This window comes from Micromonospora sp. NPDC004540 (assembly GCF_040610095.1).
Classification (GTDB): Bacteria; Actinomycetota; Actinomycetes; order Mycobacteriales; family Micromonosporaceae; genus Micromonospora.
In genome coordinates this window covers 25128-51996 of the sequence record NZ_JBEXLR010000037.1, presented here as the reverse complement: position 1 = coordinate 51996, position 26869 = coordinate 25128, and the positions used below count along the sequence as shown (strand labels likewise).

The 26869-nt window shown below is 74.9% G+C and carries 29 protein-coding genes and 1 pseudogene; 17 read left to right on the top strand and 13 right to left on the bottom strand.

The window, feature by feature from the left end; translation table 11 throughout:
• The 5 genes and pseudogenes from ABZV78_RS15190 to ABZV78_RS15170 form a co-directional block, all read left to right on the top strand.
• Positions 1 to 313: pseudogene (locus ABZV78_RS15190) on the top strand (phosphoheptose isomerase); the annotation flags it as partial.
• Between the two features lie 11 nt (positions 314 to 324).
• On the top strand, positions 325 to 1800 hold the full coding sequence (locus tag ABZV78_RS15185; protein WP_355638900.1) for a PfkB family carbohydrate kinase: 1476 nt from the start codon (positions 325 to 327) through the stop codon (positions 1798 to 1800).
• Positions 1797 to 2498 (top strand): SDR family oxidoreductase, encoded by a 702-nt coding sequence (locus tag ABZV78_RS15180; RefSeq protein ID WP_355638898.1) that lies wholly within the window; start codon positions 1797 to 1799, stop codon positions 2496 to 2498. The genes ABZV78_RS15185 and ABZV78_RS15180 overlap by 4 nt, the downstream gene beginning before the upstream one ends.
• A complete protein-coding gene (locus ABZV78_RS15175) occupies positions 2495 to 3466 on the top strand; it encodes a glycosyltransferase family 9 protein (protein ID WP_355638896.1) in 972 nt (323 codons plus the stop codon). Before ABZV78_RS15180 ends, ABZV78_RS15175 begins: the two co-directional genes overlap by 4 nt.
• The gene (locus ABZV78_RS15170; protein WP_355638894.1) at positions 3450 to 4439 is read left to right on the top strand and encodes a DNA topoisomerase IB; all 990 of its coding nucleotides are present in this window, start codon (positions 3450 to 3452) and stop codon (positions 4437 to 4439) included. The genes ABZV78_RS15175 and ABZV78_RS15170 overlap by 17 nt, the downstream gene beginning before the upstream one ends.
• Positions 4440 to 4621: 182 nt before the next feature.
• On the opposite strand, the gene ABZV78_RS15165 is transcribed toward ABZV78_RS15170, so the two are convergent.
• From ABZV78_RS15165 to ABZV78_RS15145, 5 genes are all read right to left on the bottom strand, one after another.
• Complete coding sequence (locus ABZV78_RS15165) at positions 4622 to 5662, bottom strand: helix-turn-helix domain-containing protein (RefSeq protein ID WP_355638892.1); 1041 nt, start codon at positions 5660 to 5662, stop codon at positions 4622 to 4624.
• 124 nt (positions 5663 to 5786) lie between these two features.
• Positions 5787 to 6290 carry a hypothetical protein gene (locus tag ABZV78_RS15160; protein ID WP_355638890.1) on the bottom strand — a complete coding sequence of 168 codons (504 nt, stop codon included), beginning with the start codon at positions 6288 to 6290 and terminating at the stop codon, positions 5787 to 5789.
• A 65-nt stretch (positions 6291 to 6355) separates the two neighbouring features.
• Positions 6356 to 7987, bottom strand: coding sequence for a RecQ family ATP-dependent DNA helicase (locus ABZV78_RS15155; RefSeq protein ID WP_355638888.1), 1632 nt, complete (start codon positions 7985 to 7987; stop codon positions 6356 to 6358).
• Between the two features lie 53 nt (positions 7988 to 8040).
• Positions 8041 to 8991 (bottom strand): TIGR03557 family F420-dependent LLM class oxidoreductase, encoded by a 951-nt coding sequence (locus ABZV78_RS15150; RefSeq protein ID WP_355638886.1) that lies wholly within the window; start codon positions 8989 to 8991, stop codon positions 8041 to 8043.
• 88 nt (positions 8992 to 9079) lie between these two features.
• Entirely contained in the window at positions 9080 to 9202 is a 123-nt protein-coding gene (locus tag ABZV78_RS15145; RefSeq protein ID WP_256566104.1) for a hypothetical protein, read from the bottom strand.
• A gap of 135 nt (positions 9203 to 9337) precedes the next feature.
• Between ABZV78_RS15145 and ABZV78_RS15140 the strand changes: the two genes are divergently transcribed.
• Positions 9338 to 10840, top strand: a complete 1503-nt coding sequence (locus tag ABZV78_RS15140; RefSeq protein ID WP_355638884.1) for a glycoside hydrolase family 3 protein — start codon at positions 9338 to 9340, stop codon at positions 10838 to 10840.
• A gap of 37 nt (positions 10841 to 10877) precedes the next feature.
• On the opposite strand, the gene ABZV78_RS15135 is transcribed toward ABZV78_RS15140, so the two are convergent.
• Complete coding sequence (locus ABZV78_RS15135; protein ID WP_355638882.1) at positions 10878 to 11165, bottom strand: GNAT family N-acetyltransferase; 288 nt, start codon at positions 11163 to 11165, stop codon at positions 10878 to 10880.
• Complete coding sequence (locus ABZV78_RS15130; protein WP_355638880.1) at positions 11162 to 12388, bottom strand: cysteine desulfurase-like protein; 1227 nt, start codon at positions 12386 to 12388, stop codon at positions 11162 to 11164. The genes ABZV78_RS15135 and ABZV78_RS15130 overlap by 4 nt, the downstream gene beginning before the upstream one ends.
• 74 nt (positions 12389 to 12462) lie before the next feature.
• Here ABZV78_RS15130 and ABZV78_RS15125 point away from each other — a divergent pair, with 74 nt between their 5' ends.
• From ABZV78_RS15125 to ABZV78_RS15095, 7 genes are all read left to right on the top strand, one after another.
• Positions 12463 to 12828 carry a hypothetical protein gene (locus ABZV78_RS15125; RefSeq protein WP_355638878.1) on the top strand — a complete coding sequence of 122 codons (366 nt, stop codon included), beginning with the start codon at positions 12463 to 12465 and terminating at the stop codon, positions 12826 to 12828.
• 60 nt (positions 12829 to 12888) lie between these two features.
• A complete protein-coding gene (locus ABZV78_RS15120; protein WP_355638876.1) occupies positions 12889 to 13710 on the top strand; it encodes a DUF1206 domain-containing protein in 822 nt (273 codons plus the stop codon).
• A gap of 76 nt (positions 13711 to 13786) precedes the next feature.
• A complete protein-coding gene (locus ABZV78_RS15115) occupies positions 13787 to 14983 on the top strand; it encodes a mechanosensitive ion channel domain-containing protein (protein WP_355638874.1) in 1197 nt (398 codons plus the stop codon).
• 306 nt (positions 14984 to 15289) lie between these two features.
• The gene (locus ABZV78_RS15110) at positions 15290 to 15724 is read left to right on the top strand and encodes a phage holin family protein (protein WP_355638872.1); all 435 of its coding nucleotides are present in this window, start codon (positions 15290 to 15292) and stop codon (positions 15722 to 15724) included.
• Positions 15721 to 16062, top strand: a complete 342-nt coding sequence (locus ABZV78_RS15105; RefSeq protein ID WP_355638870.1) for a DUF3618 domain-containing protein — start codon at positions 15721 to 15723, stop codon at positions 16060 to 16062. The genes ABZV78_RS15110 and ABZV78_RS15105 overlap by 4 nt, the downstream gene beginning before the upstream one ends.
• Complete coding sequence (locus tag ABZV78_RS15100) at positions 16059 to 16331, top strand: DUF4235 domain-containing protein (RefSeq protein WP_355638868.1); 273 nt, start codon at positions 16059 to 16061, stop codon at positions 16329 to 16331. Before ABZV78_RS15105 ends, ABZV78_RS15100 begins: the two co-directional genes overlap by 4 nt.
• 288 nt (positions 16332 to 16619) lie before the next feature.
• Complete coding sequence (locus ABZV78_RS15095) at positions 16620 to 16823, top strand: cold-shock protein (RefSeq protein ID WP_091424054.1); 204 nt, start codon at positions 16620 to 16622, stop codon at positions 16821 to 16823.
• Positions 16824 to 16915: 92 nt separating this feature from the next.
• Here ABZV78_RS15095 and ABZV78_RS15090 read toward each other — a convergent pair whose 3' ends face one another.
• Entirely contained in the window at positions 16916 to 17113 is a 198-nt protein-coding gene (locus ABZV78_RS15090) for a hypothetical protein (protein ID WP_355638866.1), read from the bottom strand.
• Between the two features lie 91 nt (positions 17114 to 17204).
• A complete protein-coding gene (locus tag ABZV78_RS15085; protein ID WP_355638864.1) occupies positions 17205 to 18188 on the bottom strand; it encodes an aldo/keto reductase in 984 nt (327 codons plus the stop codon).
• 84 nt (positions 18189 to 18272) lie between these two features.
• Between ABZV78_RS15085 and ABZV78_RS15080 the strand changes: the two genes are divergently transcribed.
• A complete protein-coding gene (locus ABZV78_RS15080) occupies positions 18273 to 19100 on the top strand; it encodes a trans-aconitate 2-methyltransferase (RefSeq protein ID WP_355638862.1) in 828 nt (275 codons plus the stop codon).
• On the top strand, positions 19097 to 20122 hold the full coding sequence (locus tag ABZV78_RS15075; RefSeq protein ID WP_355638860.1) for an adenosine deaminase: 1026 nt from the start codon (positions 19097 to 19099) through the stop codon (positions 20120 to 20122). Before ABZV78_RS15080 ends, ABZV78_RS15075 begins: the two co-directional genes overlap by 4 nt.
• On the opposite strand, the gene ABZV78_RS15070 is transcribed toward ABZV78_RS15075, so the two are convergent.
• From ABZV78_RS15070 to ABZV78_RS15060, 3 genes are all read right to left on the bottom strand, one after another.
• Entirely contained in the window at positions 20079 to 20354 is a 276-nt protein-coding gene (locus tag ABZV78_RS15070; RefSeq protein ID WP_355638858.1) for a hypothetical protein, read from the bottom strand. The genes ABZV78_RS15075 and ABZV78_RS15070 overlap by 44 nt on opposite strands.
• Before the next feature lie 235 nt (positions 20355 to 20589).
• Positions 20590 to 21978: a HAMP domain-containing sensor histidine kinase gene (locus ABZV78_RS15065; RefSeq protein ID WP_355638856.1), complete on the bottom strand. Its 1389-nt coding sequence runs from the start codon at positions 21976 to 21978 to the stop codon at positions 20590 to 20592.
• A 29-nt stretch (positions 21979 to 22007) separates the two neighbouring features.
• Complete coding sequence (locus tag ABZV78_RS15060; RefSeq protein ID WP_107160748.1) at positions 22008 to 22697, bottom strand: response regulator transcription factor; 690 nt, start codon at positions 22695 to 22697, stop codon at positions 22008 to 22010.
• Between the two features lie 73 nt (positions 22698 to 22770).
• On the opposite strand from ABZV78_RS15060, the gene ABZV78_RS15055 reads away from it, so the two are divergent.
• Entirely contained in the window at positions 22771 to 23700 is a 930-nt protein-coding gene (locus ABZV78_RS15055; protein ID WP_355638854.1) for an ADP-ribosylglycohydrolase family protein, read from the top strand.
• Between the two features lie 32 nt (positions 23701 to 23732).
• Here ABZV78_RS15055 and ABZV78_RS15050 read toward each other — a convergent pair whose 3' ends face one another.
• On the bottom strand, positions 23733 to 24569 hold the full coding sequence (locus tag ABZV78_RS15050; protein ID WP_355638852.1) for a DUF1775 domain-containing protein: 837 nt from the start codon (positions 24567 to 24569) through the stop codon (positions 23733 to 23735).
• Positions 24570 to 24774: 205 nt separating this feature from the next.
• Between ABZV78_RS15050 and thrS the strand changes: the two genes are divergently transcribed.
• A complete protein-coding gene (thrS, locus tag ABZV78_RS15045) occupies positions 24775 to 26799 on the top strand; it encodes a threonine--tRNA ligase (RefSeq protein ID WP_355638850.1) in 2025 nt (674 codons plus the stop codon).
• Positions 26800 to 26869 lie beyond the last annotated feature (70 nt).

Here is a 26869-nt window from a genome sequence, read left to right as displayed (position 1 = left end):
CACCAGCACCAACCTCCTCACCGCCGCCCGCGCCGGACACGACACCGGCCTGCGCTGCTGGGCCTTCACCGGCCCCGCCCCCAACCCGCTCGCCGGGTCCTGCCAGGAGGCCCTCGCCATCGACTCGCCGGACAGCCAGGTGGTGCAGGAGCTGCACCTGGTCGCCACGCACGTGCTCTGCGAGTACGTCGACCGGGCGCTGCCCGCGGCGCTGGCCGCCCGCGCGGCGGACCGGACGCCGGCCGACTCGGTGCGGACCGGTGTCGAGGTGGTGCTCGGTGACGGCCCGGACGGGAAGGTGCAGGCCCGATGAGGAGGTCGAGCATGACGGGACCGGTGGTGGTGCTCGGTGACACGCTGCTGGACCGGGACGTCGAGGGGGTGGTGAACCGGCTCTGCCCGGACTCGCCGGTGCCGGTGCTCGAGGAGACCACGTACGCCGACCGTCCCGGCGGCGCCGGCCTCGCCGCCGTCTTCGCCGCCGCGCAGGACACCGAGGTCGCGCTGGTCACCGCGGTCGCCGACGACGCCGGCGGGGCCCGGCTCGGCACCCTGCTCGCGGCGGCCGGCGTGGAGCTGTACGCGCTGCCGCTGGCCGGGGCCACCCCGGAGAAGGTCCGGCTGCGGGCCCGGGGCCGGGTGCTGCTGCGCCACGACCGGGGCGGGCCGGCCGGCGATCCGGGCGAGCCGAGCGAGGCGGTGCTGCGCCTGATCGCCACCGCCTCCGCCGTGCTGGTCAGCGACTACGGCCGGGGCGTCGCCCGGCACCCGGCGCTGCGCGCCGCGCTCGCCGCGACCCGGGCGCCGGTGGTCTGGGACCCGCACCCGCGCGGCCCGGCCGCGGTGCCCGGGGTGAGCCTGGCCACCCCGAACGAGTCCGAGGCGCGCGAGCTGGCCAAGGCGCCGCCGGGGGCGTCCCGGCTGGTCACCGCGTCCCGGGGCGCCCAGGCGCTGCGCCGGCGCTGGCAGGCCGGCGCGGTGGCGGTGACCCTGGGCGGGGACGGCGCGTTGCTCTGCCACGCCGGGTCCACCCCGCTCGTGGTGCCCGCCCCGGCCGCCGACGGGGACACCTGCGGTGCGGGGGACCGGTTCGCCGCCGCGGCCACCCTGGCCCTGGCCCGGGGCGCGCTGGTCTCCGAGGCGGTGCAGGAGGCGGTCGCCGAGGCGTCCGCGTACGTGGCCGGCGGGGGAGTGGCGACGGCACTCCCCGCCCCGGTCCGGACCGCCGCCCCGGCCGTGGTCGTCGGCGGTGGGGACCGGATCGGCGCCACCGCGGCCGGTGAGGTGGTGGCCCGGGTACGCGCGGCCGGCGGCACGGTGGTGGCCACCGGCGGTTGTTTCGACCTGCTGCACGCCGGGCACGTGGCGACCCTCCAGGCGGCCCGGCAGCTCGGCGACTGCCTGGTGGTCTGCCTCAACTCCGACGCCAGCGTGGCCGGGCTGAAGGGCCCGGAGCGGCCGGTCGTGCCGCAGGGCGACCGCGGGCGGCTGCTGGCCGCGCTGGGCTGCGTCGACGCGGTGTTGATCTTCGATGAGCCCACCCCGCGCGCCGCGCTCTCCTGGCTGCGCCCGGACATCTGGGTGAAGGGCGGCGACTACGCCAGCGGCGGCGGCGCGGAGACGCTGCCCGAGGCGGAGATCCTGGCCCGCTGGGGCGGGCACACGGTGGTCGTGCCGTACCTGGACGGCCGCTCCACCACCGACATGATCGCGGCGGCCCGCGCCGGGCGCGGCACGGCGGGCTGGCCCGCCGCGGCGGTCTCCGCGGTCGTCCCGTCCACCGCGGAGGGAGCGCGATGAGCAGCAGCCGACTCGGGGCCGGCCCCACCGTCCTGGTCACCGGCGGGTCGAGCGGGCTCGGCGCGGCGGTGGTCGCCGCGGTGGCCCGGGCCGGCGGCCGTCCCCTGGTGCTGGACCGGCAGCGCCCCGCCGACGGGGTCCCCTGGGCCGAGTGCGACCTGGCCGACACCCGGGCCGCCGAGACCGCCACCCGGGACCTCGCGGAACGCTCCGGCGGGCTGGACGCCGTGGTCACGGCGGCCGGCATGGACGTGCCGGGGAAGCTGATCGACGTGCCGGCGGAGACCTGGGAACGGATCGTCACGGTGGATCTGCTCGCCACCGCCGCGGTGATCCGGGCCGCGCTGCCCTTCCTGGAGGCGTCCCGGGGCAGCATCGTCACCATCGCCTCCACCCTCGGAGTGAAGGCGGTCAGCGACGCGACCGCCTACTGCGCGGCGAAGTTCGGGGTGGTCGGCTTCACCCGGGCGCTCGCCGCCGAGCTGGCCGGCGCGGTCGGGGTCACCCTGCTCATCCCCGGCGGCATGCGCACCGCCTTCTTCGACCAGCGGGACGCCCAGTACCGCCCCGGCCCGGACGCGGTGCTCAACGAGCCGGCCGACACCGCCGCCGCAGTCATGTTCGCCCTCTCCCAGCCGGCCGGCTGCGCGGTACGCGAGATGGTGGTCTGCGCCGAGCAGGAGTCCTCGTACCCGTGATCCTGGTGCTGCGGGCGCTCGGCGTCGGCGACCTGGCCACCGCCGTCCCGGCGCTGCGCGGCCTGCGCGCCGGCCTCCCGGGCCGGGAGCTGGTGCTCGCCGCGCCGGCCTGGCTGGCGCCGCTGGCCGAGCTGACCGGGGCGGTCGACCGGGTGCTGCCCACCGCCGGGCTGGCCGACCGGCCGGCGTGGCCCGGCCCGCCGCCGGAGGTGGCGGTGAACCTGCACGGGCGGGGTCCGGGTTCGCACCGGATGCTGATCGCCGCCCGGCCGGTCCGGCTGCTCGCCCACCGCAACGCCGAGGCCGGGCACCTCGCCGGCCCGGACTGGGACGACGACGAGCACGAGGTGCGCCGCTGGTGCCGGCTGCTGCACTGGTACGGCCTGCCGGCCGACCCCGGCGACCTGGCGCTGCGCCGGCCGCCCGCCGCCGCCGTCCCGGCCGGCGCCACCGTGCTGCACCCCGGCAGCAAGATCCCGGCGAAGCGCTGGCCGGCCGGCCGCTTCGCCGCGCTGGCCCGGACCCTCACCGCCCGGGGGCACCGGGTGGTGCTCACCGGCTCGACCGACGAGCGGGACCTGGCCGCCCGGGTGGCCCGGGACGCCGGGCTGCCCCCGGACGCGGTGCTCGCCGGCCGCACCGGCCTGGCCGAGCTGGCCGCGCTGGTGGCCGACGCCCGGCTGGTGGTCAGCGGGGACACCGGGGTGGCCCACCTGGCCACCGGCTACGGCACCGCCTCGGTGGTGCTCTTCGGGCCGGTGCCGCCGGAGCGCTGGGGCCCGCCGCCCGACCGGCCCCGGCACCGGGTGCTCGGGGCCACTGACCGTGACGGGACCGACGCGGATTGGGCCGGTTCCGGTGGGGTAGGAACCCACCCGACGTTGGCGGGCATTCAGGTCGACGAGGTGGTGGGCGCCGTGGACCAGGCGGAACGGGCGGTGCGGGTGTCCGGTGCGATTGCGGCGTAGTGATCCGGGGCGGCCGGGCTACGGACGCCGGCGGCGTGGCAAGGGCTGGCTCTTCGTCGACCCGAAGGGCGAGCCGGTGCGCGACCCCGGCGAGCTGTCCCGGCTGCGCGAGCTGGTCATCCCCCCGGCCTGGCAGGACGTGTGGATCTCGCCGTACCCGAACGGGCACATCCAGGCGACCGGGGTCGACGCGGCCGGGCGCAAGCAGTACCTCTACCACCCGACGTGGCGGGAGAAGCGGGACGAGGCCAAGTTCGACCACGTGCTGGAGGTGGCCCACCGGCTGCCCGTGCTGCGCGACCGGGTCGGGCACGACCTGGCGCTGCGCGGCCTGCGGCGGGAGCGGATCCTGGCCACCGTCGCGCGGCTGCTCGACATGGGCACGTTCCGGGTCGGCAACGACCAGTACGCCACCGGCGAGGACGCCACCTTCGGCGTCTCCACCCTGCGGCCGGAGCACGCCCGCTCGCGCGGCGGCTGCGTGGTCTTCGAGTTCCCGGCCAAGGGTGGCATCGAACAGGTCCGCCGGATCGAGGACCCGGAGCTGTGCCGGGTGCTGACCAACCTGCGCCGCCGGCGGCGGGCCGAGGAGCGCCTGTTCGGCTACTGGGACGGCCGGAGCTGGCGGGACGTGCGCAGCGACGAGGTCAACGACTACCTGCGCGACGCCAGCGGCGGGGAGATGACCGCCAAGGACTTTCGCACCTGGCACGCCACCGTGCTGGCCGCCACCGAGCTGGCCACGGTCGGCCCGCAGCGCTCGGACACGGCCCGCAAGCGGGCGGTGGCGGCGGTGATGCGCTCGGTCGCCGAACTGCTCGGCAACACCCCCACGGTGGCCCGGACGTCCTACGTGGACCCGCGGGTGGTCGACCTCTACCACGACGGGGTGCTGGCGCCGGTGGAGCCGGACATGCCGCGCGAGGCCGCGGAGAAGGCCGTCCTGGTGCTGCTGGAGGAGGAGGCGGCCTGACCGGCCCCGCCGTCGATCCTGGGGGGAAGCACGACGGGGCCGGGAACCGGTGCGGCCCGTCGGGCCGGTGGCGCCGGGGCGCCGTCACCGGGCGGTCGCCCGCGACTGTGCTGTCGCGGGCGCCTCGCCACGGCCCCCCGATACCAGTGGGCCGCGCCGGTTGCCCGGCCGCCGGCCCGCACTCAGTATGTCTGCTCCGAGTTGATTGCGGACGCCGCCGTGTTGACGATCCGTGCCGGGTCCAGGTGGCGCGCCCGGTACGCCTGCGGCGTCTCCCCGTACGCGGTCCGGAACGCCCGGCTGAAGTGGGCCTTGTCGCGGAAGCCCCAGCGGCCGGCGATGGCCTGGATCGGCCGGTCGCCCAGTGCCGGGTCGGCGAGGTCCCGGCGGCACCGCTCCAGCCGCTCGTCCCGGATGTACGCCGCGACCGTGGTCTCCTCGGCCTCGAAGAGCCGGTGTAGCGACCGCAGCGAGACGTGGTGCGCGTCGGCGACGGACTGCGGGCTCAGCGCGGCGTCGCCGAGCTGCTGGCGGACGTGCGAGCGCACCTGGGCCAGCAGCGCCCGCCGCCGCACCTCGGTGGGCACCGCGTCCTCGGAGACCAGGTGCCGGCCCAGCATGGTGGAGACCAGGTCGAGCCCGACGCCGGCCAGCCGCTCCGCGTCCGCAGCGTGGTACTGCTCGGGATGGGCGCTGAGCCGGATGAGGTAGTCGGCGAGCAGTGCGCCCACCCCCTCGGTGCCGGACATCCGGCCGGCGAAGAGTGGGGCGAGCCGGCGACGGGTCAGGGGCAGCGCGTCGTACGGGATGAAGGCCACGACCGAGCTGACCGGCTGATGCCCGTCGTCGCCGTGGTGGCTGAGCTCCTGTGGACGGGCACAGTCGTAGAAGGTGAAGTCGCCGGGGCGGCAGACGCCGCGCTGCCCGTCCTGGTCCGCGACGCCGGTGCCGGCGAGGGTCAGCGCGAGCACGTAGTAGTCCGCGTCGGAGCGCTGGATCAGCTTCCGGGTCCGGACCCCGTCCAGCGAGGGGTAACGGTGGCGGACCAGCTGCATCGGACCCAGGTCGAGGAACTCCGACCGCGCCACGAAGTTGTCGGCGTGCTCGGTGCGTACCCGCATGAGGCCGGGCGTGCCGGCGAGCATGTCCAGCCACAGCCCGAAGCGGTGGGCGGCGGGCACCTGCTCCGTGTCGAAGACCTGCCGCTTCAGCTCTGTGTCCATGCATGACCCCCGTGGTTCGTCACCCTTCCATGAAGCACGACGCCCCACGAGGCCGGGAGTTGGCACTCGTGGGGCGTGACATTGCCGTCATTGACGGGCGTTGAAATATCTGTTAACAGTCCGGTCAGTCGTTGAGCACGTGCGCGAGCCGGTCGCGGAACCGCCGCTCCGAGTCGCTCACCACGTCGCCGCCGAGGCCCAGGATGCCGCCGGTGGCGGCGGCGCCCACCACCTGCTCGGCGATCTCCACCAGCCAGTGCCGGTAGGCGCCGGCCTGCCCCTCGTCGACCTTGCGGGCCAGCAGCGCAGACGCCTGCCCGGCCCGGCTGAGCACGTCCTCGATCTTGGCCTGCGGGTCGTCGGGGCTGATGACCGGCAGCTCGGCGCCGGCCTCCGGGTCGCCCACCCGGGAGACGACCTCCCCGGCGACGGCGGCCACCAGCGGGCTGGCCGACTCGCGGCCCGCCGAGATGGTCTCCAGCCCGGCGGCGTTCTCGGCCATGGTGCGCCGGGTGCCGTCGGACTCGGCCGCGGCCGCCGCGGTCAGGACCGCCTGCGGCAGCCCGACCAGCAGACCCCACTCCTCGTCGGAGAAACCGAACCCGGTGTACGCCGGCTGCTCGATCACGATCAAGCCCCTCTCGCGTGGTCGTCGTTGTCGACGGGCACCGCCGCCGCGGCACCCGGGTCAGGCTAGTCCAGCTCCAGCAGGCCCTGTTCGGACACCACGCGGACGGACAGCGTCTTGTACCCCACCTCGTCGAAGAGCACCGTCATCCGGTCCTCCTCGTAGCTGAGCACCAGGCCGGCGCCCCACTCCGGGTGCCGCACCTGGCTGTGCACCGGGAACGGACCGACCGCGCCGTCACCGGCCACGCTGGTGCCGGCGTGGCAGTTGTCGCAGTGCCCGCAGACCTCGCTCATCTGCTCGCCGAAGTACGCCAGCAGCGCCTGCCCCCGGCAGCCGGTGGTCTCCGCGAAGGCGCGCATCATGTCGGTGCGCGACCGGGTGACGGTCTGCTGCCGCTCCGCCTCGGCGAGCGCGGCCCGGCCGGACTCGGCGGCCGCCGGGGCGTACCGGGGGGCGACGATGCGTTGCCGGGCGCGGGGTTCGGCGGCCCCCACCTGCTCCAGCAGGGAGAGGTACTGGCCGAGCTTGCGCGGCCCCAGGCCGGTCAGCTCGCGCAACTCCTTCTTGGTGCGGGCCTGCTTGCGCAGCACGGCGGCGAGTTCCGCCAGTTCCTTCTCGTCGGGCAGGCCGCCGCTGAAGTAGCGCTGGAGACCGACGTCCTCGGCGCGCCAGAGCAGCAGCACCCGGGCGGGCGCGCCGTCCCGGCCGGCCCGGCCGATCTCCTGGAAGTAGCTGTCCGGCGAGTCGGGCAGCGCCATGTGCACGACCCAGGCGATGTTCGGCTTGTCGATGCCCATGCCGAACGCCGAGGTGGCCACCATGATCGGCACCTGGTCGGCGAGGAAGGCCTCGTGCAGGTCGTTGCGCGCGCCCGTCGGCATCCCGCCGTGGTAGTACTGCGCCGGGAAGCCGGCGTCGGTGAGCCGCTGGGCCAGCTCCTCGGCCGCCCGCCGGGTCGGCACGTAGATGATGCCGGGCCGCTCGTCGTCGCGGAGCAGCGCGATCAGGCGCCGCCACCGGTAGTCGTCCGTGGGGCAGTAGGCCACCTCGAGGAAGAGGTTCGGCCGGTCCAGCCCCGACACCACCACCTCGGGGTCGCGCAGCCGCAGCCGCGCGACGATGTCGTCGCGCACCGGCGGGGAGGCGGTGGCGGTCAGCGCCACCACGGGCGGCCGGCCGATGCCCTCGATCAGGTGGCCGAGCGCCAGGTAGTCCGGGCGGAAGTCGTGCCCCCAGGCGGAGATGCAGTGCGCCTCGTCGATCGCCACCAGCGCCGGCCGGAGCGCGCGGACCTCGGCCAGCCGGTCGGGGTTGCTCAGCGCCTCCGGGGTGATGAACAGGAACTCGGCCTTCCCCGCCCGGACCTCCTCGATGGCCTCGGCCTGCTGTGCCGCGCTCTCGTCGGAGCTGATCCGGACCGCCCGCAGCTCGGGGCGCTGCCGCTCGTTGAGCGCGGCGATCTGGTCCTGCTGGAGGGCGAGCAACGGGGAGATGACCACCGTGGGGCCGGGGATCAGGCTGGCCGGGATCTGGTAGATCGCCGACTTGCCGGCGCCGGTGGGGAGCACCACCAGGGCGTCGCGGCGCTTCATGACCGCGCGCATGGCGGCCAGCTGGTTGGGCCGGAGGGCGGTCCAGCCGAAGAGGCTCTTGGCCGCGCGGCGCAGGGTCGTGGAGTGCGTGGTCAGTCTCATCAGTGGCCGCAGGTACCCCTGCCGATCACCGCCGAAACCGGGCTGGGTCGGCCTCAGCGCAGCCGGGGCAGCACCTCGCGCTCGTAGAGGTCGAACAGGCCCTGCCAGTGCGGGCCGGTGTTGGCCACGTAGATCTCGTCGAAGCCGGCCTTGGCGTACTTGTCGATCATCTCCAGGTGGGCGTCGGCGTCCCGGCCGCAGACGAACGACTCCTTCATCATCTCCGGCTTGACCAGCTGCGCGGCCTGCTCGAAGTGGCGCGGCGACGGGAGCACCTGGGACAGCTCGCCCGGCACGCCGGCGTTGGGCCACCGCTCGTACGCGATCCGCGCGCCCTCGTCCTCGCTGTCGGCGTACGCCGCCTTGAAGCCGGCCTGGCAGGGCCTGTCGCCGCCGCCGGAGTCGCGGAACCGCCGGACCATGTCGGCGTCGGGCCGGGTGTTGATGTAGCCGTCGCCGATCCGGCCGGCCAGCTCGATCGACTTCGGGCCGAAGCCGGAGACGTAGATCGGCGGGGGAGTGTCGGGCCGGGTGTAGATCCGGGCGTGCTCCACCGTGTAGTGCCGGCCGTGGTGGTTGACGAAGTCGCCGGTCCACAGCGCCCGGATCACCTCGACCGCCTCCTCGAGCATCTCCAGCCGGACGTCGGTCTGCGGCCACGCGTCGCCGAGGATGTGCTCGTTCAGCGCCTCGCCGCTGCCCACCCCGAGCACGAACCGGCCGGAGTGCAGCACCGCGCTGGTCGCCGCGGCCTGGGCGATCACCGCGGGGTGGATGCGGACGGTCGGGCAGGTGACCGCGGTGGTCACCGGCAGCCGGCAGACCTGGCTGAGAGCCCCGATGGTCGACCAGACGAAGGGGCTCTGGCCCTGCGCGTCGACCCAGGGGTGGTAGTGGTCGGAGATCCACAGTGCCTCGAAGCCGGCCCGCTCGGCGCCGCGCGCCTGCTCCAGCAGCTCCGCCGGGGTGTACTCCTCGCTGGACAGGAAGTAGCCGATCCTCATCGTTCCCCCTCGCCGCGTCCGGGTGCCGGGCGCACGCACGGACAACGACAGCCCTACCCCTGGGAGACGGGATCCGAACGCGGGGCGCCTAGCGCCGGAACATGGCCCGGATGGCGATCAGCAGGAACAGGCCGCCGACGACCAGGCCGAGCAGGCGTACGCCGGGGATGTCGGCGGCGCTGGTGGCGTCGGCGAGCAGCGCGGGATGCATGCTCGCACTCTCCCACGGGCCGGCCGGCGGTACCAGCCGCTAACAGTAAGGATTGTTGACTATTTCGGGACTCGGTGTGACCATGGCAGCACCGCCGGGGCGGCGGGCGTGGGGAAGACGGGGGTTCGACAGCGCATGAGCGAGCGGATCGTGGGAGCGACCGGAGACCTGGCGGCCCTGGCGGCCGCCGTCCTGCAACCCGGGTTCGTCGGCACCACACCGCCGCCGTGGGTCTGCCGCTGGCTCGGCGAGGGGCTCGGCTCGGTGGTGCTCTTCGCCCGCAACGTCGTCGACCACGAGCAGGTCGCCACGCTGACCGCGAACCTGCGCGCCGAGCGGCCCGACGTGATCGTGGCCATCGACGAGGAGGCCGGCGACGTCACCCGGATCGAGTCCGTACGCGGCAGTTCCCGGCCCGGCAACCTCGCCCTCGGCGCGGTCGACGACGCTGACCTGACCGAGGAGGTGGCCCGGGACCTGGGCGCCGAGCTGGCCGCGGTGGGCGTGACGCTCAACTACGCCCCGGACGCCGACGTCAACTCGAACCCGGAGAACCCGGTGATCGGGGTCCGCTCGTTCGGCGCCGACCCGGCCCTGGTCGCCCGGCACACCGCCGCCTGGGTCCGCGGCCTGCAGGCCGGTGGCGTCGCCGCCTGCGCCAAGCACTTCCCCGGGCACGGCGACACCCGGGTCGACTCCCACCACGACCTGCCCCGCATCGGCGGCGACCGGGCCCGGCTGGACGAGGTCGAGCTGGCCCCGTTCCGGGCCGCGGTCAAGGCCGGGGCGCAGGCGATCATGACCGGGCACCTGCTGGTGCCGGCGCTGGATCCGGAGCTGCCGGCCACGCTGAGCCCGCGCATCCTGGGCCGCCTGCTCCGTGAGGAGCTGGGCTTCGGCGGCGTGGTGGTGACCGACGCCGTGGAGATGGGGGCGGTCGCCGACCGGTACGGCTTCGCCGGTGCGGCGGTCCGCGCGCTGGCCGCCGGTGCGGACGCGATCTGCGTGGGCGGGGAGCGGGCCACCGAGGCCGACGCCCGCGAGCTGCGGGACGCCATCGTGGCCGCGGTGGTCGCCGGCGAGCTGCCGGAGGAGCGGCTGGCCGAGGCGGCGAAGCGGGTCGGGCAGCTGGCCGCCTGGACCGTCGCCGCCCGGGCCGGCCGGTCCGGCGCCCGGCCCGGCGACGCCGGCTCGGCGATCGGGCTGGCCGCCGCCCGCCGGGCGCTGCGGGTGGTCGCCACCACGGGCGGGCTGCTGCCGCTGGCCGCCCCGGCGCACGTGGTGGAGTTCGCCCCGCCGCACAACATGGCCATCGGCGACGAGACCCCGTGGGGGATCGCCGCGCCCCTGACCGACCTGGCGCCCGGCACGACGACCGCCCGGTACGCCCGGGACGAGGTCCCCGCCGACCCGGCCGCCGGCACGGCCGGCCGCCCGCTGGTGCTGGTGGTGCGGGACCTGCACCGGCACGACTGGATGCGGGACGCGGTGTCCCGCGCCCTGGCCACCCGGCCGGACGCCGTGGTGGTCGAGCTGGGCGTGCCCGAGCTGGTCACCGGCGCGGTGCACGTGGCCACCCACGGGGCGACCCGGGCCGCCGCCGTCGCCGCCGCCGAACTGCTCGCCGGCGCCCGCTGACCCGACCCGAACCGGGCCGGGCCGGCGCCTGCCCGGGTCAGGCCTCGGGGAGCACCAGGTCGGCGTAGTCGGGGTGGCGCTGGATGAACGCCGCCATGAACGGGCACTTCGCCACGATCCGGCCGCCGCGCTCGCGGATCTGATCCAGGGTGCCCCGGATCAGCGCCGAGCCGACCCCCATGTTCTGGTAGCGGTCGTCCACCTGGGTGTGCGTGAAGACCAGCACCTCCCCGCGCGGCACGTACGCGGTGAACCCGGCCAGCGCGTCGTCGACCAGGATCTCGAAGCGGTGCTTCGCGGGGTTCTCCTCGACCAGGAAGCTCACCGGGCCATTCTCTCCCCGGCGGCGGCCAGCCGGTCCAGTTCGGCCAGCAAGCGGTCCACCTCCTCGACGGTGTTGTAGTGGTAGACGCTGGCCCGGACCGCGCCGCCGCTGTCCCGCAGGCCCATGGTCCGGAAGTACTCGTAGGCGTAGTAGTCGCCGGAGGAGAGGCAGACACCGGCCGCGCCCAGCGCCGCCGCGGTCTCCGCCGGCGTCGACCCGGCCACCCGGAACGACACCGTGGGGCACCGCCGGGCCGGCGAGCCGTAGACGGTGACGAAGGGGCGGGCCGCCAGCCCGGCGAGCAGCCGCTCGAAGACGGCCTCCTCGTGCGCCTGGGCGGCGGCCAGCCCGGCCCGGACCCGGTCCCGGCGGCTGCCGGTCGCGGTCGGGTCGAGCGTGGCCAGGTGGTCCACCGCCGCAACCACCCCGGCCAGCAGCGGGAAGCTCGGGGTGCCGTACTCGAACCGGTCCGGGACCGCGTCCGAGGAGGGGAGCAGCTTCGCCGGGCGCAGCGACGCCCACCGGGCCGGGTCGGCGGCCATCGCCGCCAGGTGCGGCCCGGACCACTTGTAGGCGCTGGTCACCAGGAAGTCCGCGCCGAGCGAGGCCAGGTCGGTGGGGCCGTGCGGCACGGCGTGGACCCCGTCCACGCAGACCAGCGCGCCGGCCGCGTGCGCGGTCTTGGCGATCGACGCCACGTCCGGCGCGGTGCCGATGGCGTTGCTCCCGGCGGTCACCGCCACCAGCCGGGTGCGCTCGGTGACCAGGTCGGCGTACTGGCCGGCGGGCAGTTCGCCGGTCGCCGGGTCGAACTCGGCCCAGCGCACCGTCGCCCCGGCGGCCTCGGCCGCCTGCACCCACGGCCGGACGTTCGCGTCGTGGTCCAGCCGGGAGACCACCACCTCGTCGCCCGGCCGCCAGCCGGCGCCGAGCGTCCGGGCCAGGGTGTACGTCAGCGCCGTGGCGCTCGGCCCGAGCACCACCCCGCCGGGTTCCGCGCCGAGCAGGTCGCCCACCGCGGCGCGGGCCGCGGCGACCACGTCCAGCGACCGCCGGCCCGGGACGAACGCGGTGCTCCGGTTGCCGGTGGCGGCCGTCATGGCGGCGCTGACCGCCTCGATCACCGGTCGGGCGGTCTGGGTCCCGCCGGCGCCGTCGAAGTGGGCGAAGCCCTCGGTCAGGGCGGGGTAGGCAGCCCGGGTGCGGGCGATGTCGAAGGGCATGCCGGGACCCTAACCCGCCCCGGCACGATCACCGGTGGGTGGCGGTGTGGCCGTCGTCTCGTACCCTTGGCCGGGTGACGAACCGACGCGTTTCCCCCTCGCTGACCCCCATCCGCCGGGCCGCCGGCCTGCTGGCCGGCCTCGCCCTCGGCGTCGCGCTGCTGGCCGGCTGCAGCTCGGAGAACGCCTCCACCGACTGCGGCCTGGACGCCTGCACGGTCACCTTCGACCGTGGCGTCGAGGCCAGCGCCACCATCCTCGGCGTCGAGGCGAAGCTGGTCGGGGCCGAGGGCGACCAGGTCACCGTGGAGGTGGCCGGGGAGCAGCTCTCGCTCACCGTCGGCCAGCAGGCCGCCCAGGCCGGCGGCTTCTCGGTGACCCTGGACAGCGTCACCGACCAGCAGGTCGTGATCCGGGTGGCACGCGACCCGAACACCTGATCGGCGGGGCCGGGCGGCGGCCGACGTTTGGAAATCTTCGCACCGGGAGATTGAGGCGCCATGTCACTCACCCGGAACGCCGAAGCCACCGCCGCCCGCACCGCGGACAGCCGCTGGCTGGAAATCCTCGCCCGGGCCGGCTTCATCGGCTACGGGGTCGTGCACCTGCTGTTCGCCTGGCTCGCCCTCCAGATCGCCTTCGGCAAGGGCGGCGAGGACGGTGACCAGTCGGGTGCGCTGCGGACCATCGCCGCCCAGCCGTTGGGCAAGACGCTGGTCATCCTCATCGCGGTCGGCCTGCTGGCCATGGCCATCTGGCAGGGCCTCGAAGCGGCCGTCGGCCATCGCGTCGAGCAGGGCCGGGAGCGGGTCTGGGAACGGCTCGCCTCGGCCGGCCGGACGCTGGTCTACCTCTACTTCGCCTGGACCGCCTTCAAGGTCTTCAAGGACGCCGGCTCGAAGAGCGCCGACCAGCAGGAGGCGCTGACCGGCCGGCTGATGACCTCCGGCGGCGGGCGCCTGGTGGTCGGCCTGGCCGGCCTCGTCCTCGCCGGGATCGGGGTCGGGCTGGTCATCTACGGCCTGGTCAAGCGTTTCGAGAAGCACCTGAAGACCGGCGAGATGAGCCCGGGGACGCGCACGCTGGCCCGCCGGCTCGGCATTGCCGGCTACGTGGCCAAGGGCATCGCGTACGGCATCGCGGGCGTGCTGATCGTGGTGGCCGCGGTCAAGTACGACCCGGAAAAGGCCCGCGGCCTGGACGCCGCGCTGCGGACCCTGCGGGACCAGTCCTACGGCCAGGTGCTGCTGCTCCTGATCGCCCTCGGCATCGCCGCCTTCGGCGCCTTCTGCTTCCTCCAGTCCCGGTACCGCAAGGTCTGATCCTGGTCGATACCCGAACCGCGGGGCACCATTGGGCCTTTGCCCGATTCCGCCCCGCCGGAGGGAGAAACATCTCGTGCGTACCTACCTCGTGACGGCCGTCGCCGCGCTCGCCGCGGCGGCGGTCGCGTTGTTGCTGGTCGAGGTGGTGCACCGGGTCATCCGCCGGCTCGGCCGCCGCTCGGTGCTGATGACCGAGCTGACCGAGCACTCGCACCGCTCCTTCCAGGTGGCCGCGACCGTGCTCGCCGTGCAGCTCGCGGTCCGGTTCACCACCCTGTACGCGGTGGGCAGACCCTGGCGGCAGGTCCTCCTGCACGCCCTGGTGCTCGCCCTGATCGCCGCCACCGCCTGGCTGGTGGCCTCGCTGCTGGTGGTGGCCGAGGACACCGCGCTGGCCCGGTTCCGGGTGGACGTGCCGAACAACCGCCACGCGCGGCGGGTGCGTACCCAGGTGGTGCTGCTGCGCCGGCTGACCATCGCGGTGATCGTGGTGCTCACCCTCGGCGTGATGCTGATGACCTTCCCCGCCGTCCGCGGCATCGGCGCCGGGGTGCTGACCAGCGCAGGTGTGGTCGGTGTGGTCGCCGCGCTGGCCGCGCAGAGCCTGCTGGGCAACGTCTTCGCCGGCCTCCAGCTCGCCTTCAGCGACGCGGTACGCCTCGACGACGTGGTGGTGGTCGAGGGGGAGTGGGGCCGGATCGAGGAGCTGACCCTCAGCTACGTGGTGGTGCAGATCTGGGACGACCGCCGGCTGATCCTGCCCACCTCCTACTTCACCAGCACCCCGTTCCAGAACTGGACCCGGACCGAGGCGGCCGTGCTCGGCACCGCCGAGTTCGACCTGGACTGGGCCATCCCGGTGCAGGCCATGCGGGAGGAACTGCGCCGGCTCTGCGAGGGCACCGAGCTCTGGGACGGCCGGGTCTGCGTGCTCCAGGTGACCGACGCCACCGGCGGCCTGGTCAAGGTCCGGGCCCTGGTCAGCGCCGCCGACGCCGGCAGCCTGTGGGACCTGCGCTGCCTGGTCCGCGAGCACCTGGTCGCCTGGGTGCGCGACCAGCGCCCGACCGCCCTGCCCCGGCTGCGCGCCGAGGTGGGCGACACCGCCGGTCCGCCGCCCTGGCAGGCGGTGCAGCCGCGCCGGCCGGTCCGCCGGCTGCCCGACACCGAGGTCCCCGACGACGCGCGGGTCTTCGGGGGCAGCGACGACGGCGAGGCCCGCAGCGAGGTGTTCGTCGGCCGGGAGGAGCACGCCGACGCGCGCCGCTGACCCCGTACCCGTCCGGAGCCCCCGGCGCCCCCGCGGCGCCGGGGGTTCCGCGCGTCGGCCGGCCCCTCGTGACCTCGGCCCCGGCCGGCCCGTTGCACCTGCCGGATGCCGGTGGATTCGCGGCATCTCGGGCCGGCTGCGTTTGATCGGGCCGTTCCGGGGGACCTGCTGCGCACGCCCCGGTTCCGGCCGCCGTCCGGCGGCCGGGCAGGAGATGGTGCGCGGCCGGGCCACCGGCCGCTCCGCGCAGGATTGACGGGCGGCGACTCCGGGCATACAGCGCGGTGATGATGAAAGGAGGACAGCATGGCTGACGTCGCGAGTCGCAGCACGTCCCGGACCGGGCACGAGCCGTCCACCGCGGAACTGGTGCAGCGGGCCACCGAACAGGTCACCCGCCTGGTGCGGGACGAGTTGGCGCTGGCCCGGGCGGAACTGACCCAGAAGGGCAAGCACGCCGGGATCGGGATCGGTCTGTTCGGCGGCGGCGGGGTGATGGCCCTCTACGGCGCCGGTGCGCTGGTCGCCACGGTGATCCTGCTGCTGGACCTGGTCATGCCGGCCTGGCTGGCCGCGCTGATCGTGGCGGTGGCGCTCTTCCTGCTCGCCGGGATCCTGGCGCTCATCGGCAAGAAGCAGGTCAGCCGTGCCGTCCCACCGGTGCCGGAGGCGACGGTCCGCAGCGTCCGGGCGGACGTCGACACCGTCACCGCCGCGGTGAAGGACGGGAGGCGGGCATGACCGGCAACGGGACCGGGGACGTGGCGGCGCTCCGGGAGGAGATCCGCCGGACCCGGGTGGAGCTGGGTGAGACGATGGAGCTGCTGGCCGCCCGGGCCGATGTGAAGGCCCTGGTCCGGCACTCCGCCGACCAGGCGAAGGCGCGGATGCGCCAGCAGGCGGCGCTGACCGTGGCCCGGGTGCGCGGGCAGGCGGCGGAGAGGGCCCGGCTGGTCCGGGCGCAGGCGTACGAGAAGAGCGGGGCGGTCGGGCGCAACCCGATGCCGTGGGCGGCCGTCGCGGCCGGCGCCGTGGCCACCGCGGTGGTGCTGCTGATCGTCCGGGGGAGGCGCAGGTGAGCAACAGGATCGGCAAGGCCGCGTACAAGCCCGTCGGGGTGCTGCTCGGTCTGGCCGCAGGCACCGTCGCCGGGGTCATCTTCCGGCAGGTCTGGAAGGTCACGGCCGGCGACGGCGAGGCGCCCAGCGCCACCGACGAGGACCGCCGCTGGGGCGAGATCCTCGCTGCGGCGGCGTTGCAGGGGGCGATCTTCGCGGTCGTCCGTGCCGCCGTGGACCGTGGCGGGGCGGTCGGCGTACGCCGGCTCACCGGCCGCTGGCCCGACTGATTCCATACGCACGAAAGGCCCCTTTCCGCCTCCGTGGACAGGGGCCTTTCGCATGGCCCGACCCGCCCGGCCAGTGGATCTGCCGCAACCGTCAGGTCACATGTCGGAGAATTTCGTCGGGTAGGCTGTGCGAAGTTTTTGCGTACGTGGTTTGCTGTCTCACGCTGTTGAGAGACGCGTGGGTTGAGAGAAGTCTCCTTCACCGGGGGCCGCCTCAGGCGCCGCTGCTCGAAAACGGCCAATCGGCCGCACGGCGTGCTCGGCCGCCAGTTTTAGAAGGAGATACACATGGCGCAGGGAACCGTGAAGTGGTTCAACGCTGACAAGGGCTTCGGCTTCATCACCGTCGACGGCGGGGGTGCTGACGTGTTCGTCCACTTCTCGGCCATCCAGTCCAGCGGCTACCGCACGCTGGAGGAGAACCAGCGGGTGGAGTTCGAGATCGCCCAGGGTCAGAAGGGTCCGCAGGCCGAGCAGGTCCGCCCCATCTGAGCTGTCGGAGCACCGGCCGCGCCGGCCGGTGCGCAGAAGCCCCGCGTCCCTTCCGGGAGGCGGGGCTTTTCCGCACTGTGGACTCCCGGTGTTCAGCCGCGCCGGCGGCGGGCCCGCATGCCGAACCAGAGCGCGACGAGTCCGATGAGGACGAGCACCGGGCCGGCGGCCGCCCAGGCCCGCTGGTCGGTCAGCACGCTGCCGTCGACGTAGCCCAGCCCCGTCACGGTCCACAGGGCACCGAGCACGACGGCCAGCAGCCCCACGGTGAGCCGGAACCAGCCCCTCATCGTTCCCCCTCCGACGACGCACGCCCCGCTCCAGCATGCCCGCGGGCGCCGGCCCGCGGCGACGCCGCGCCGACGGGCCGCCGGTCCGGGGTCACCACCGGTCGTGCACCTGCGGCCGGATCAGCTCGTCGTAGGTGGCGCGGACGGCGGCCACCTCCACCTCGGACAGCGGCGCCAGGCCGGCCGCGGTGGCGTTGCGCCGGGCCTGCTCCGCGGTGCGGGCGCCGGGGATGACCACGGTGACCCCGGGCTGGTCGAGGATCCAGCGGAGCGCGAACTGGGCCATCGTCCGGCCCTCGCCGACCAGCGGCGCGAGCCGGCGCACGGCGGACAGGCCGAGGTCGTAGTCGACACCGGAGAAGGTCTCGCCGACGTCGAAGGACTCGCCGTGCCGGTTGAAGGTGCGGTGGTCGTCGGCCGGGAAGGTGGTGTGCTCGTCGTAGCGGCCGGAGAGCAGGCCGCTCGCGAGGGGCACCCGGGCGATGATGCCGACCCCGGCCTTCGCGGCCTCGGGCAGCACCCGCTCCAGGGGCTTGTGCCGCACCGCGTTGAGGATGATCTGCACGCTGGCCACACCCGGGCGGGCGATCGCGGTGAGCGCCTGGTCGCAGGTCTCGACGCTGACCCCGTACCCGGCGATCCGCTCCTCGGCGACCAGGGTGTCCAGGGCGTCGAAGACCCGGTCGTCGGCGAAGACCGCGGTCGGCGGGCAGTGCAGCTGCACCAGGTCGAGCGTGTCCACGCCGAGGTTGGCCCGGGACCGGTCGGTCCAGGCCCGGAAGTTGTCCAGGGTGTACGCCTCGGGCGTCTGCGGCACCCGCCGGCCCATCTTGGTGGCCACGGTCAGCCCGTGCCCGGGGTGCTCCCGCAGGAACCGGCCGATCAGCCGCTCGCTGCGGCCGTCGCCGTAGACGTCGGCGGTGTCCAGGAAGTCGACCCCGGCGTCGACCGCGGCGCTCAGCACGTCGAGCGCCGCGCCCTCGCTGACCTCGCCCCAGTCCGCGCCGAGCTGCCAGGCGCCGAGTCCGATGATGCCGACGTGCCGGCCGAGCCGGTCGAAGCTGCGCTGTTCCACCCGGTCGAGCCTAGTGAGCCGCTTGCCGGGACGCCCGTCGGGCCGTACCGTCTAGCAAGACGTACGTACGGTTTGGAGGCTGTCATGTGGGACCCGAGCACCTACCTGCGCTACGGCGACGAGCGCTCCCGGCCCTTCCACGACCTGCTCGCCCGGGTCGCGGCGGAGCGGCCTCGCGCGGTCGTCGACCTCGGCTGCGGCCCCGGCACCTTGACCGCGACCCTCGCCGGCCGCTGGCCGGACAGCCGGATCGCCGGCCTGGACTCCTCCGCCGAGATGATCGCGCAGGCCCGCGCCATGGCACGGGTCCGCAGCCTGGCCCGGACCGGCGTCCTGGCCGAGCCGGTCTCCTTCTCGGTCGGGGACGTGCGCGACTGGCGTCCGGAGCCCGACGTCGACGTGGTCGTCTGCAACGCGGTCCTCCAGTGGGTGCCCGGCCATCAGGAACTGCTCACCCGCTGGGCCGCCGCGCTGCCGGCCGGCGCCTGGCTGGCGTTCCAGGTGCCGGGGAACTTCGCCGCGCCGTCGCACCGGGCGCTGCGCGAGGTCGCCGGGCGCGACCGGTGGCGGGACACCCTCGCCCCGCTGCTGCGCGAGGCGCCCGTCGACGACCCGGTCGACTACGCCGCGCTGCTGGTCGGTGCCGGCTGCGCCGTCGACGCCTGGGAGACTACCTACGTGCACCTGCTCCCGGCCGCCGGCGCGGACCATCCGGTGCTGGCCTGGATGGAGGGGACGGCGCTGCGCCCGGTCCGCGCCGCGCTCGACGCCGCCGGCTGGGCCGACTTCCGCACCGAGCTGGGGGTACGCCTCGCCGAGGCGTACCCGGTGCGGCAGGGTCAGGTGTACTTCCCGTTCCGCCGGATCTTCGTGGTGGCCCGCACCGGCGCCCGCGCAGAGGAGAACCTGTGATCGACCTGCCCACCTTCATCGCCGGACTGCCCAAGGTGGAGCTGCACGTGCACCACGTCGGCTCCGCCTCGCCCCGGATCGTGGCCGAGCTGGCCGCCCGGCACGAGGGGCGCAGCCCCGTCCCGGCCGACCCGGAGGCGCTCGCCGACTACTTCGCGTTCCGCGACTTCGCCCACTTCATCGAGGTCTACCTGAGCGTGGTGGACCTGATCCGGGACGCCGACGACGTCTGGCTGCTCACCCACGAGGTGGCCCGGGAGCTGGCCCGCCAGCAGGTCCGGTACGCCGAGCTGACGGTCACGCCCTACTCCCACGTGCACCGGGGGATCCCGGCGCCGGCGTTCTGCGAGGCGATCGAGGACGCCCGCAAGCGGGCCGAGGCCGACTTCGGCATCGCGCTGCGCTGGTGCTTCGACATCCCCGGCGAGGCCGGCCTGCCGTCCGCCGAGGAGACCCTGCGGATCGCCCTGGACGAGCGGCCGGACGGGCTGATCAGCTTCGGCCTGGGCGGCCCGGAGATCGGGGTGCCGCGGCCGCAGTTCAAGCCGTACTTCGACCAGGCTCGCGCGGCCGGGCTGCGCTCGGTGCCGCACGCCGGCGAGACCACCGGCCCGGAGACGATCTGGGACGCGCTGCGCGAGCTGGGCGCCGAGCGGGTCGGGCACGGCATTTCCGCCGCCCTCGACCCCGCGCTCCTCGCCCACCTGGCCGAGCGGCGGATCCCGCTGGAGGTCTGCCCCACCTCCAACGTCCGGACCCGGGCGGTGGCGAGCATCGAGGAACACCCGCTGCCGCAGCTCGTCGAGGCCGGCGTGCTGGTCAGCATCAACTCCGACGACCCGCCGATGTTCGGCACCACGCTCAACGACGAGTACGCGGTGGCGGCCCGGCTGCTGCGCCTCGACCCGGCCGGGGTGGCCGCGCTGGCCCGCGACGCGGTCACCGCCGCGTTCCTGGAGCCGGGGGAGCAGGCCCGGATCAGCGGCGAGATCGACGCTTACCTGGCGGCCGCGACACGCTGAGCGGACGGGACGGCACCGGCCGCCGGGACACCCGCAGCGGCCGGCGCCGTCCGGCGAGGGCCAGCCCGAAGCCGACCACCGCGGCCACCGCGACGGCGGCACCGGGCCGGCCGTCGGCGGGCCGGCCGGGGCCGTCCGCGAGCACCGGGTCCTGCCAGGCGGCGAGCGTGAGGGCGACGCCGAGGCCGATGACGGCGGCCCAGCGGAGCAGGCGGCTGACGGTCGGCGTCATCACGGTCACCTCACGCCCGGGGTGCGGCTCGACGGGAGAAGTGGCGCGCGGCGGGAGCGAGGTGTGGGGGGACCGAACTCCCGCCGCGCGCACGGCTCCGCCGACCGGAGGTGTTACGGGGCGTCCCGGCCGACGGAACTGATGGGTTCCGTCCTGATCCTGACAGTTCGGCCCGGCGCCGTGGCCCTCGTTAACCCACTCCTAAGGAAGACTTGCGGCGGCCCACAGCCACGGCTCAGCGCGGGCGCGGCCAGCGCCGGCCGGCCCGCGGCTCCCGGGCGTCCCGCGCCATCCGGCCGACCAGGCCGAACCGGTTGACCTGCCGGGGAATCGCCTCCGGGTCGGCCAGCAGCATCACCACGCTGGCCCCGCCGAGCCGGGCCCGGTCGATGCTCACCGAGCCGTTGGCCTGCAACGCGACCCGCTTGGCGATGTCCAGCCCCAGCCCGGTGGAGCCCTGGTCGCTGGCGCCCCGGCGCAGCGCCCGGTCCGGGTCGGTGATGCCGGGGCCGGCGTCGTCGATCCGGATCGCCACCCAGCCGTCCCGCCGGCTCACCGCGACCTCGAACGCGGTGCCCTGCGGGGTGTAGCGGAAGACGTTGCCGATCACCGCGTCCAGCGCGGCGGCCAGCTCGGCCCGGGGCACCGGCGCCGGGATCCGCAACTGCGCCCCGACCACCCGGTGCGGCCGGTTCTGGTCGCCGGCGAGGGCCGACCAGAAGACCAACCGGTCCCGGACCACCTCGCTGACGTCGCAGGTCGCCGGGCCGGTCTCCTGGCTGACCGCCTTGCGGGTGGTCGTGATCAGCTGGTCGACCTCGCCCTCCAGGGTGACGATGGCCTGCCGGATCCGCCGGATGCCGCGGCGGCGGTCCAGCTCCGCCTCGCTGAACGTGCCGATGCTGGTGTCGTCGGACTCCAGCGCCTCGGCGTCCAGCCGTAGCGCGGTCAGCGGGGTCCGCAGCCGGTGCGACAGGTCGGCGACGAGTTCCCGCTCGTCGGCGCGGAGCGCGACCAGCCGCTCCGCCATCCGGTTGAACGCGTGCCCGGCCTCGGCCAGCTCGCGCGGCCCGGTCGGCTCGACCCGGACGCCCAGCTCGCCGTCGCCCACCGCGAGGGCCGCCTTCACCAGCTCGCCGGTGGCGTCGACGGCCCGGGCGGCCACCCGGTCGACCACGATCACCGAGGCCCCGACCAGCGCCACCGCCACGGCGAGCAGCAGCAGCCACCGCCCGCCGGCACCCTCGTCGAGCACGTCGTCGGGGACGAAGACCTCCACCACGGCGACCCGGTCGCCGAGCACCACCGGGTCCAGCCGGAGCACGCCGCCGGGCACGTCGGTGACCACCGAGCGCCGCTCGGCGGCGGCCCGGTCCAGCGCCGCCGCGTCGGCGCGGCCCGCGCCCTCGTCGGCCCCGATCCCGTGTACGACGGGCCGCAGCGCCGGGTCGTCGCCGCTGGCCGCGACGGCCCGCCGGACGATCTCCGGGTCGGTGCTGACCGCGAGCGCCCCGGTGACCAGCGCGCTGCGCCGGGCCGCGTCGGCCAGCGTCTCCTCCCGCGCCTGGTCGGACAGGGTGATCCCGAGCGGAATGAGGAAGGCGAGCGCGACGAGGCTGCCCATGCCGGCCGTGAGCCAGGCCAGCGCGGGCCTCAGTCCGGCGCCACCAGCCGGAAGCCGACCCCCCGCACGGTGCGCAGGTAGCGCGGCTTCGCCGCGGACTCGCCCATTTTGCGGCGCAGCCAGTAGAGGTGAACGTCGATGGTCTGGTCCTCGCCGACCGAGGGCTGCCGCCATACCTCCTCCAAGAGTTCCCGCCGGGACACTACCCGGCCGGGACGTGCGGCGAGATACGCCAGCAGGTCGAATTCCTTGCGGGTCAGGGCCAGTGCCTCGCCGTCCAGCACCGCGCTGCGCTCGCCCACGTCGACCCGCAGGCCGCCGACCGTGTGCACGGCCGGCTGGACGGTCCGGCTGGCCCGGCCGGCGCGGCGCAGCACCGTGGTGATCCGGGCGTCCAGGTGGGCGCCGGTGAACGGCTTGACCATGTAGTCGTCGGCGCCCGCGCGGAGCAGCCGGACCACCGACTGCTCGTCGTCCCGGGCGGTGGCGATGATGATCGGCACGTCGGTGATCCCGCGCAGCATCCGCAGCGCGTCGGAGCCGTCCAGGTCGGGCAGGCCGAGGTCGAGCACCACCAGGTCGGGCGTCTCGGCGGCCACCCGGCGCAGCGCGTCCAGCGCCGTGCCGACGGCGTGCACCGCGTGTCCCCGGTCGGTGAGGGACCGCAGCATCGCGCCGCGGACGACGTGATCGTCTTCGACCAGGAGGACGGTTGCCACGTCAGCACCGTACTCGCCGTGGCAAGTTGATCGCGTTGCGGCGCTCCTGGGAACCGGGCAAGCTGGGACGACGATGACGTTCACTCTCTTCCCCGACACCCGCCTCACGCTCGCCCGCGACTCGCTGGCCGGCCTCTCGGTCGGCGACGCCCTCGGCTCCCAGTTCTTCGTGCCCGGCCGACACCCGAACGACCTCGCCGCCGGACGGCTGCCCGCGCCGCCCTGGCAGTGGACCGACGACACCGAGATGGCCTGCTCGGTGCTGGCCGCGCTGAGCGAGGCCGGCCGGATCGACCGGGACGCCCTGGCTCTCGCCTTCGCGCAGCGGTGCGAGCCCTACCGGGGCTACGGCCCGGGGGCGGTCACCATCCTGCGCCTCATCCGGACCGGCACGCCGTGGCCGGTGGCGGCCGCGTCCGCGTTCGACGGGCAGGGCTCCTGCGGCAACGGCGCGGCCATGCGGGTGGCCCCGCTCGGCGCCTGGTACGCAGACTCCACCCGGCGCGCCGCCGACCAGGCCCGCGCCTCCGCCGAGGTGACCCACGCCCATCCGGAGGGGATCGCCGGGGCGGTCGGGGTGGCGGTCGGCGCCTCGCTGGCCGCCCGGGCCCGGCTGAACGGGGACCGGCCCGAGCCGGCCCGGCTGCTCACCGCGGTGACCGGCGCCCTGGACCCCGCCGGCGACGTGCACCGGGGCGTACGCCGGGCCGTCGCGCTGCTCGGCCACCCGGCGGGCGAGGTGGCCGAGGCGCTGGGCAACGGCTCCCGGGTGACCGCCCAGGACACCGTGCCGTTCTGCCTCTGGGTCGCCGCCACCCACCTGCACGACTACCCGGCCGCGATCCGCGCCTGTGTCGAGGCGGGCGGCGACGTGGACACCACGGCGGCGATCGTCGGCGGCGTGGTGGCCGCCCACACCGGGGTCGGCACCCCGGGCGGCGTCCCGGACGGCTGGCTCGCCGCCCGCGAACCCCTCCCGGCCTGGCTCGCCGCCCCCGCCTGACCACCACCGCTCCCGGCAGGCCGCCGGCGCCCTCAGCGGGCCGACGTGGAGGTCAGGGGTGCGGTGCGGTCGGCCGTGGGGCAGTCCTCGGCTTCCGCTGCCGGCTGGCGGGGATCGTCGCCGGCGGAAGAGTCCGGTGGGAGGGCGAGGGTGTCGCGCCGGCGGCGGCTGAGCAGCCAGCCGAGCGCCACGCCGCCGCCCAGCCCGGCCAGCAGCCCGCCGCCCAGCAGCAGGTCCGCGCTCGGTCCGTCGTCGTCGGCCCGGACCGGTGCGGCCGCCTCGGCCGGCGCCTCGGCGACCGGCTCGCCGTGGCCGGCGTGCGCGGCGGCGCCCGGCGGCGGAGGCAGCAGGGTCACCGTCGGGGCGGGATGCGCGCCGCCGGGCGGGTCGGTCCAGCGGACCACGGTGCCGTCGGCGTACGTCTGGATCACCGAAAAGGTCAGCCGGTCGGTGGCCGGCATCGGGCCCATGCCGAGCGAGAGCCGGGCCGGTCCGGTGGTGCCCGGCATCCGGATCCAGGTCACCGCGTCGGTCACCTGGTCCAGCTCGGGGGCGTGGATCCCGGCGACCGGGCGGTCGAGGGTGCGGGTGGTGATGGTCGGCGCCCAGTCCGGCACGGAGAGCGGATAGACCTCGCCGATCGGGGCGTCCGCGGGCATCCGCAGCTCGATCCGGCTGGTCCGGCTGCCGGCCCGCTCCTCGGGCAGCACCACGGCCAGTTCGATGGCGTCGCCCTGGTGCACCTGGGCCGGGGAGGTCGTGAGGGTCACCTCGGCGGCGCTCGCGGCGGCGGGCCAGCCCAGCGTGCCGCCGAGCGCGGCGGCCAGCAGCGCCGTCGCCCACCACCGGCCCCGACGGGTCATCGTCATGGTCGTCCCCATCCGTGTCGACGCGGCCGGCAACCGGCTCCGGCCTCACCCGGTAGTTCGGGCGCGCGGGCGGAAAGGTTCAACGGGGGACGGAATCGATCGGTCGGGGGAGCGCGGCGTCCCCGACGGTGCGGGTCGGGGCGACCGATAGCATCGCAGGGGCCGGTACCCGGCACATCCGAACCCGTCGACGACAGGAGTCACCGTGTCCGCACCCCGTACCCCGATCGTGGCCGACCCCGTCGTCGTCGCCGCCGGGACGACGGCGGCCGACGCGGTGGCCGCGGCCGGGCTGCCGATGAGCGGCCCGAAGGCGATCGTGGTGGTCCGCGACCCGCAGGGCGTGCTGCGCGACCTGGACTGGAAGCCGGCCGAGGAGGTCGCGGTCGAGCCGGTCGCCCTCGACAGCCCGGACGGGCTGAACGTGCTGCGCCACTCCACCGCGCACGTGCTGGCCCAGGCCGTGCAGGACGTGTTCCCGGAGGCCAAGCTCGGCATCGGCCCGCCGATCGAGAACGGCTTCTACTACGACTTCCAGGTGGCCAAGCCGTTCCAGCCGGACGACCTGGCGAAGCTCGAGAAGCGGATGCAGGAGATCGTCAAGTCCGGGCAGCGGTTCCGCCGGCGCCGCTTCAACAGCCTGGACGAGGCGCGCGGCGAGCTGGCCGCCGAGCCGTTCAAGATGGAGCTGATCGAGGTCAAGGGGGAGGGGCTGGACTCCTCCGAGGTGATGGAGGTGGGCGGCGGCGAGCTGACCATCTACGACAACCTCGCCGCCAACGAGGACAAGGTCTGCTGGTCGGACCTGTGCCGCGGCCCGCACCTGCCGAACACCCGGCTGATCGGCGCGTTCAAGCTGATGCGCTCGGCCGCCGCCTACTGGCGGGGCTCGGAGAAGAACCCGCAGCTCCAGCGGGTCTACGGCACCGCGTGGCCGACCCGGGACGAGCTGAAGGCGTACCTGAGGCTGCTGGAGGAGGCCGCCCGGCGCGACCACCGCAAGCTCGGCGCGGACCTGGACCTGTTCAGCTTCCCCGACGAGATCGGCTCCGGCCTGGCGGTCTTCCACCCCAAGGGTGGCGTGCTCAAGCGGGTCATGGAGGACTACGTCCGGACCCGCCACATCGAGGAGGGCTTCCAGTACGTCGGGACCCCGCACATCTCGAAGGAAGGGCTCTTCCACACCTCGGGCCACCTGCCCTACTACGCCGACGGCATGTACCCGCCCATGGAGCTCGAGGGCGCGGACTACTACCTCAAGGCCATGAACTGCCCGATGCACAACCTGATCTACCGGTCGCGCGGGCGGTCCTACCGTGAGCTGCCGATGCGGCTGTTCGAGTTCGGCTCGGTCTACCGCTACGAGAAGTCGGGCGTGGTCCACGGGCTGACCCGGGTGCGCGGCCTGACCCAGGACGACTCGCACTCCTACTGCACCCGGGAGCAGGCGCCGGCCGAGATCAAGCACCTGCTGAACTTCGTGCTGAGCCTGCTCAAGGACTTCGGCATCGACGACTTCTACCTGGAGCTGTCGACCCGCGACGAGGCCCGGCTCGACAAGTTCGTCGGGTCCGACGAGGACTGGGCGACGGCCACCGCGGTGCTGGAGCAGTGCGCCCGGGAGACCGGGCTGGACCTGGTGCCGGATCCGGGTGGCGCGGCCTTCTACGGCCCGAAAATCTCCGTGCAGGCCAAGGACGCCATCGGCCGCACCTGGCAGCTGTCGACCATCCAGTACGACTTCAACCAGCCGAAGGGCTTCGGGCTGGAGTACCAGGCGGCCGACGGCACGCGGCAGCAGCCCGTCATGATCCACTGCGCCAAGTTCGGCTCGATCGAGCGGTTCATCGGCGTGCTCACCGAGCACTACGCGGGCGCGTTCCCCGCCTGGCTCGCCCCCGTGCAGGTGGTCGGCATCCCGATCCGCGAGGACCACACCGACTACCTCCAGGACTTCGTCAGCACGCTGCGCAAGAAGGGCATCCGGGCCGAGGTCGACGCGGGTGACGACCGGATGCAGAAGAAGATCCGCAACGCCCAGCAGCAGAAGATCCCGTTCATGGTGATCGCCGGGGACGACGACGTTGCCGCCGGCACGGTCTCCTTCCGCTACCGGGACGGGTCACAGCGCAACGGCGTGCCGATCGAGGAGGCGGTGGCCCACGTGCGGGAGGTCGCCGAGTCGCGGACCAATTCCGGCCCGTCGGCGGAGGGCACGCCCAACACCTGAGCCACCGTCGCCGGCCCGGCCAGCCGGGTGGGATCCGCCGCGGTGACCGTAGGATCGGCGTGTGACTGGG